The sequence below is a fragment of the Vibrio sp. V19_P1S1T109 genome, assembly GCF_002241375.1.
GTDB lineage: Bacteria > Pseudomonadota > Gammaproteobacteria > Enterobacterales > Vibrionaceae > Vibrio > Vibrio anguillarum.
In genome coordinates, this window is record NZ_NDIM01000195.1 from 1 (window position 1) to 6,557 (window position 6,557).

The following is a 6,557-nucleotide window of genomic DNA, read 5'->3' on the forward strand; positions in this document are numbered from 1 at the left end:
CTCTAATCCAAGTTCATCTCCGTCAACAATGATAAGATTATTGATCATAAAATTATATGACTGTTGCCGCGCAAAATGGTCACCATGTTCATCTGTTAATTCATCAGGATATAGCTTCCTTGCGGCATGGCTCCAAATCTTCTGTTCTACATTGACGCTATCATTTGGATAATGTTTGTGCTGTTTTTTACCACTCAACGCTGATTGGAAATCATAATCACTATACATATGACAATCCCATACTTTAAGTAGATCTTCCACCTCACCAAATTGGAAAAAATCAGAGAAGAAAAAAGGTACATGTAACCCCCTCTCAAACTCCTTCGCAAAATAATTAGAACAAACAAGCCGATTATTCAGTATTGCATAATTATCTCTGCGTAAAGGGAATTGCTCAAACAGTTCTAACATCCTTGTTTTGTTTAATATATTGTCAGCTCTCAATTTCGCAGCAAATTTAGTTTTAACATGACGTAATCCAGAAACAGTTGACACAATTTGCCTATTTATATTGATAGGTATAGGATCGTTTTGTTTGCTATACACAAATACCGTAGAACCTGGATCTTTGTTATAAATAATGAGATCAGCTTCAATATCTTGTGTATTTTCTCCTTCCCAAGTGGATATGATAATTTGGCAGCCGGGGAAAATTGATCGTAAACGTTGAACAGATATTGAGGTAATAGACGGAGCAATAGGTCCTTGAATAACGAATGTAATCTGCTCGAATAGCATATTTTTACTCTTCATTTTAGCACTTAGAAATAATGTGAAAAGCTTCAGGAATCCAATGAATCCCTCGCTTACGGAATTCTTTCTCAAACGATCGCTTCAATCTATCTAAATTTCCTTTCTTCCAGCTCTCGCCTTGTTGCTGGCAACACTTATCAAAATCAATAATCCATACCTTCTCTTGGTCATCAATCAAGATGTTATGGATATTGAGATCGGTGTGATTGACTTGCGCATCATGCATTTTGCGAATTTCTAGGCCGATTTTCTCATACATTTCAGTCGGTAATGGACGTTCTTGTAAAATAGACACCAGATCGCGGGCGTTCGGGATTTTTTCGCTGAGTAAATCTGCCTGATAACAAAAAGTGCGCTTTACTGCTCGCGCTGCAATCGGGCGTGGAACATTTACCCCAGACTCTCTCAGAGTATTGAGCAATTCGAATTCTTGGAAGCTGCGCGTTTTCTTCCAACCGGAAAAAAAGTAGTGATCACTTACTAACTTACCAAACAATCCACCACGCTTATAGTGGCGTAGTGCCGCTTCTATTTTTTCCGCTTTTACAAACCATGTTGTACCGCGCCCAGTTGCACTACCTGTGACGCTACCAGCCTGCTGCCAAAACTCAGGGTTAAAACAGCGGAGCGGATCTTCAACTAGTAAATGCTCGTCATACCAAATTGTTTGATTCTCTTTTTTCAGCGTTTTCATCGTTTCACTTTTTAATGACGAGATTGAATATGCTTCATCGTGCTTGTTTGGCATTTTACATTTATCAGCGCTGTCTGCATAATTCTTACTAACTTTCTCTATATCGATGTCACTTATGGCTCTTTTTTCTTCTGCTCCACGCTCTATTTGTGTGTTGCGTCTGTCGGCGATTGGCGATGTGTGCAATGCAGTGGCCGCCGTGCAAGCAATTCAACACCAATGGCCTGAAACTCATATCACGTGGATCACTGGAAAACTGGAAGCGCAGTTACTCACTGATTTGCCTAATGTAAACGTGGTTATATTCGACAAAAAACAGGGATGGAAAGCATATCAAAAACTGTGGGCAGAACTTAAAGGGCAATCCTTCGATGCGCTTTTGCATATGCAGTATGCCTTTCGTGCCAGTATTGCCACACTGGGTATTAAGGCTAAATATAAACTCGGTTTTGATGCCGCCCGCAGCCAAGATTTCCAGCACCTATTTACCAATGTAAAAGTGATATCGCCTCAAGCACCTCATGTATTAGATGGCTTACTCGCGTTTGCAAAGTGCCTTGGAGTAAAAGAGCTAGAACCTAAGTGGTCACTCACTTATTCAGATTCAGATCATCAATGGGCCAATCGGCAACTTGCACATTCAAAGCGTAATTTAGTCGTGGTTCCTGCCGCGAGTAAAGCTTATAAAAATTGGACCGCTGAAGGTTATGTAGAAGTGATAACTCATGCTCAACAACTTGGTTGGCATATCATTTTGGCCGGTAGCCCTGCGCAAATTGAAGTTGATCTAGCAGCCGAAATAGCGAGTAAACTTACTCAGCCGGTACTCAATGTCGTTGGTAAAAGCCAGCTTAAAGAGATGTTGGCACTGCTCGACTTAGTCGATTTAGTGATAGCGCCAGACACAGGCCCAGCGCACATGGCCAATGCAATGAATACTCCCGTTATCGGTTTATACGCTCACCATAATCCGCAGCGCACAGGGCCTTATCAGTATCGTGATTATGTAGTGTCGGCTTATGAAGAAGCACTGTTTGCCGAAACAGGAAAAACGAAAGAGCAAGTCAGCTGGCGTACTCGCGTCAAAGATGAACAAGCGATGCAGCGTATTCAAGCAAGCCATGTTATCCAAATGTTTGATAAGATAACGGCTGATTTTCAGCTAAACCCAATATCCGAGGAATGAATGTGAGCAAACCTACTTTAGCCGTTGCGCTGATCGTTAAAAATGAAGCGCAACATCTGCAAGCTTGCTTGGAAACCGTTCACCAATGGGTAGATGAAATCGTCGTCTTAGATTCAGGTAGCAGTGATAATACCGAAGAGATTGCGCGCCGTTATACTGACAAGTTTTTTGTCAATTCGCAGTGGCCTGGGTTTGGCCCACAGCGCCGCTTAGCGCAGTCGTATGTCGAGTCTGATTATGTGTTGTGGCTAGATGCCGATGAACGCGTGACCAAAGAGTTAAAAGATAGCATTCAGCAAGCGGTCGCCGCTAATAAACCCAATACACTGTATCAATTTGCCCGTTTAAGTTGGGTTTTTGGCCGCTATATTCGCCACTGTGGTTGGTATCCTGATCGCGTGTTGCGCCTCTACCCAACTCAATTAACGCAATATAACGAGGCTTTAGTGCATGAAAAAGTCGAAGTCGCAGATGGCATGAAAGTCGAGAATCTTGCAGGTGATGCGATTCACTACACCTATAACGACATTCATCATTATTTAGTTAAATCAGCAGGTTATGCCAAAGCATGGGCAGAGCAACGAGAAAAACGTGGTAAGAAAAGCAGCATTAGCCAAGGTATTTTGCATGCGTTTGGCTGCTTTTTGAAAATGTACGTTTTAAAAGCAGGCTTTTTAGATGGTAAGCAAGGCTTCTTGCTTTCTTTATTATCGGCGCACTCAACCTTTGTTAAATACTCCGATTTATGGGTTAGAACCAGTACAAAGCCGCCCAAGGGTTAAGTTCAGCTAACACCGCATTAATATCAATGCGACTCATATCGGCCTGAGTTTCTTTGTCTTTTGCTGGTGGTGGACAAAAAGCGATATGGCGACCTTGTGAATTCAATGGTCGCCAACGCAGTGGCGTGGCTGAACGTTTGGCGGGGAAAAAGCCAACTGTGGGCACATCAATCGCAGCGGCAATATGCAAAGGCCCGGTTGAACCTGCGATAAAAATATCAGCACAAGCAATCGAGCGTGAGAAATCAACAAGCCCTTCATTTTTATCATACAATGCCGCTCGCCCGCCCTTTTCTTCAATCAAAGCTTTTAACTGCGCGGCTTTCACCTCTTCTCCCGGCCCGGCGGTGAGGATAATTTCTTGCTTGCCATCAATCCCCATCACTAACTGCGTGTATTGCTCTAGCGACAAATTATTCGCTGAACCGCCGCTTCCGGCATGAACAAACACCCACGGTTTACTGGTATCGAGATGAAGTTGCGTAGCCAGTTTGCTTTTTTGTTCAACCAGCTTCGCTTGATCAAATTGCAGATAAGGTGCGCTCGGCTCGACAACCTCTTTACCTATATCATGCAAAAAAGCGCGTACCAAATCTAAGTTATACTCATATTCTGGTTTGGCTGATTGAGAGCGTTTTTGCTTAATTCGTTTGTTGTAAAAAATTTGAGCGAATTTAGTCGCCGGCGCTAAACGATAAGGAATACAAGATTTCCAAACTAATAGTGCATTGTAAGTGGTCGAGAAGAGGTTGATCGAGGCATCAAAGTGTTGCTGTTTAATCGCTTGAATGCATTGTTTTTTCTGCGCAGAGGACGCATTTTCCGTTGGGTCAACCATCACCGCATCAATCCACGGGCAAAGCTCGGCCAGCGCGACGGTATAGCTGGGGACTAACGCGGTAATATGGCAATCTGGCAACGAGGCTTTTAGCATCGCAAAACTTGGCCAAGCCAGCATGAAATCACCAATTTTATCGTTACGGATCACCAACAACTTGTTCATCGTCTCTTCTCTCACTCGCTAAGTGTCACAGTTTAGTGCGGGCTACATCATACCGAGTTCAATAGGTAATTTTGAGTCTTTTTGTTAATATCAGTGCCAGTTAACCAATATGAGCCTTCCACTGTGAGCCAAAAAAGAATTTCGCGTGTGATTTATCCCGGCACTTTTGATCCCATCACCAATGGTCATTTGGATCTGATCGAACGCGCCGCCAATATGTTTGATGAAGTGATCATCGCCGTCGCCGCCAGCCCAAGCAAAAATACCATGTTTACTCTGCAAGAGCGGGTCGCCTTTGCCAGCGCCGTCACTCAACATTTAGAGAATGTCACTGCCAAAGGATTTGCTGGGTTAATGGTCGATTTTGCGCGTGATGAAAAAGCCAATGTGCTGATCCGCGGTTTGCGTACTACGGTTGACTTCGAGTATGAATTTGGTTTGACCAACATGTACCGCCGTTTGATGCCGGGGCTGGAAAGTGTGTTTCTTACGCCATCAGAGGAGCATGCGTTTATCTCCTCCACCATTGTACGAGAAGTGGCGATTCATGGTGGAGAAGTTGATCAATTTGTTCCTGACATTGTCGCTAACGCCTTGCATGGCAAGAAAATATAGCCTTTAGGACGTACCTTATTTTTGGCAAGCAGAGCAGAAAAAGGTGTTACGCTGACCAATTTTCAGCGCTTCAATTGCTTGCCCACACGCAGGGCAAGGCTGCTGCGCTTTGCCATACACATTAAGCTCTTGAGCAAAATAGCCCGGTTTGCCATCCGCTTGTGCAAAATCTTTTAAGGTTGTGCCACCTTGTTGAATCGCCGTTGCTAAGACTGATTTGATTTCTCGTACGAGGCAATTCCATTCAGTCAGTGTCAGCGAATGAGCAGGCCGAGTGGGGAGAATTCGCGCATTAAACAGTGATTCACTCGCGTAGATATTGCCTACGCCAACCACTACTTTATTTTCCATAATAAATTGCTTAACAGCGATACGTTTGCTGTTCGCTTTTTGCGCAATGTAATCTGCATCAAAATCATCGGTTAATGGCTCAGGGCCGATATTACTCAACACCGAGTGGCTTTCTCCTTGCTCGCACCATAGCCAAGCGCCAAATCGACGTGGATCGTGGTAGCGCAACACCTTGCCATTGGTTAATCGCAGATCAACGTGATCATGCTTACCTGCCGGAAAATCACACTCCAATACTCGCAATGAACCTGACATTCCCAAGTGAACAATCGCACTGCCAATATCGGTCTCTATCAGTAAATATTTGGCCCGGCGGGATATATTGCGGATCACTTGCCCTTCTAACTGTTTCAGCTCTTGAGGGATGGCCCAACGTAATTTGGGCGTGCGAAATGTCAGTTGCTGGATCGTTTGCCCAACTAGATGCGGGCTAATCCCCATTTTACTTACTTCAACTTCGGGTAACTCAGGCATGATACATCTCGATTCTTCATTCGTCGTTATTGGGTATTGGTTATTCGTTCTTGGTTTGTTCAACGCTCAAAGAGAAATAAAGGCTCAGTTCGGAAAAAGAAAAGCTTCTTCTACCGAAAGTGCCACCCATTTCTCTTGCCAATTTTTCAATAACCAAAACTGGGGGGTTTGGTAGTAGGTGATCCTTTGCGGCTCTTCGCGATCCTGATACCACACCTCCACGGTTTGTGGGTTGCGTAGTAGAGACGCAAGCGACTCGTAAGTAGCATCATCAACTTCAGTACCAACTAAACTCTGCCAGCGTTGTGCCAATATTTCAGGAGCAACTGAAATTGCTTTGCTTGATCGCCAACGGTTTTGATTCAGTTCAAGTGACCAGTCAGTAAAATGCAGTGCTTGCAGCTGTGCATTTGGATTAATCACATAAGGATAAGGGCTAGCAGGCGGTTCAATAAGATAAGTTTTGATGACTGTGGGTAAATTCAAAATGGCAATAAAAGCAATAACAGCCAAGATAAGAATATTATTCCAGCGGCGGCGATTGATACGCATAAGTGATCCCTAAGAGTTTATCTTTGAGTAACTTAGCACATTATAGTGAGAGCTGACATTGCAGGGTACAAATTCCAGACAGTAAAAATCCGCCTTCTTAGAAGGCGGCTTTGGTTTATAGCCCCCTATAAGGGGGCATCCCTGCGC

At 43.9% G+C, this 6,557-nt stretch carries 8 protein-coding genes; 3 read left to right on the plus strand and 5 right to left on the minus strand.

What is annotated here, in order from left to right; translation table 11 throughout:
* On the minus strand, window positions 1–738 hold a 738-nt coding region (locus B9J87_RS09240), incomplete at its 3' end, for a WavE lipopolysaccharide synthesis family protein (RefSeq protein ID WP_094150423.1).
* A gap of 16 nt (window positions 739–754) precedes the next feature.
* Window positions 755–1,447: a 3-deoxy-D-manno-octulosonic acid kinase gene (locus tag B9J87_RS09245; RefSeq protein ID WP_170901181.1), complete on the minus strand. Its 693-nt coding sequence runs from the start codon at window positions 1,445–1,447 to the stop codon at window positions 755–757.
* Window positions 1,448–1,562: 115 nt separating this feature from the next.
* On the opposite strand from B9J87_RS09245, the gene B9J87_RS09250 reads away from it, so the two are divergent.
* Both B9J87_RS09250 and B9J87_RS09255 read left to right on the plus strand, forming a co-directional pair.
* Window positions 1,563–2,633, plus strand: a complete 1,071-nt coding sequence (locus B9J87_RS09250; RefSeq protein WP_094150408.1) for a glycosyltransferase family 9 protein — start codon at window positions 1,563–1,565, stop codon at window positions 2,631–2,633.
* Window positions 2,630–3,415: a glycosyltransferase family 2 protein gene (locus B9J87_RS09255; protein WP_094150410.1), complete on the plus strand. Its 786-nt coding sequence runs from the start codon at window positions 2,630–2,632 to the stop codon at window positions 3,413–3,415. The genes B9J87_RS09250 and B9J87_RS09255 overlap by 4 nt, the downstream gene beginning before the upstream one ends.
* Here B9J87_RS09255 and B9J87_RS09260 read toward each other — a convergent pair.
* The gene (locus B9J87_RS09260) at window positions 3,384–4,418 is read right to left on the minus strand and encodes a glycosyltransferase family 9 protein (protein WP_094150421.1); all 1,035 of its coding nucleotides are present in this window, start codon (window positions 4,416–4,418) and stop codon (window positions 3,384–3,386) included. The genes B9J87_RS09255 and B9J87_RS09260 overlap by 32 nt on opposite strands.
* A 123-nt stretch (window positions 4,419–4,541) precedes the next feature.
* Between B9J87_RS09260 and coaD the strand changes: the two genes are divergently transcribed.
* The gene (gene coaD / locus B9J87_RS09265; protein WP_026028196.1) at window positions 4,542–5,033 is read left to right on the plus strand and encodes a pantetheine-phosphate adenylyltransferase; all 492 of its coding nucleotides are present in this window, start codon (window positions 4,542–4,544) and stop codon (window positions 5,031–5,033) included.
* A 15-nt stretch (window positions 5,034–5,048) separates the two neighbouring features.
* Here coaD and mutM read toward each other — a convergent pair whose 3' ends face one another.
* Window positions 5,049–5,858 (minus strand): bifunctional DNA-formamidopyrimidine glycosylase/DNA-(apurinic or apyrimidinic site) lyase, encoded by an 810-nt coding sequence (gene mutM, locus B9J87_RS09270; protein ID WP_094123279.1) that lies wholly within the window; start codon window positions 5,856–5,858, stop codon window positions 5,049–5,051.
* A gap of 84 nt (window positions 5,859–5,942) precedes the next feature.
* Window positions 5,943–6,410 carry a hypothetical protein gene (locus tag B9J87_RS09275; RefSeq protein WP_013855728.1) on the minus strand — a complete coding sequence of 156 codons (468 nt, stop codon included), beginning with the start codon at window positions 6,408–6,410 and terminating at the stop codon, window positions 5,943–5,945.
* Window positions 6,411–6,557 lie beyond the last annotated feature (147 nt).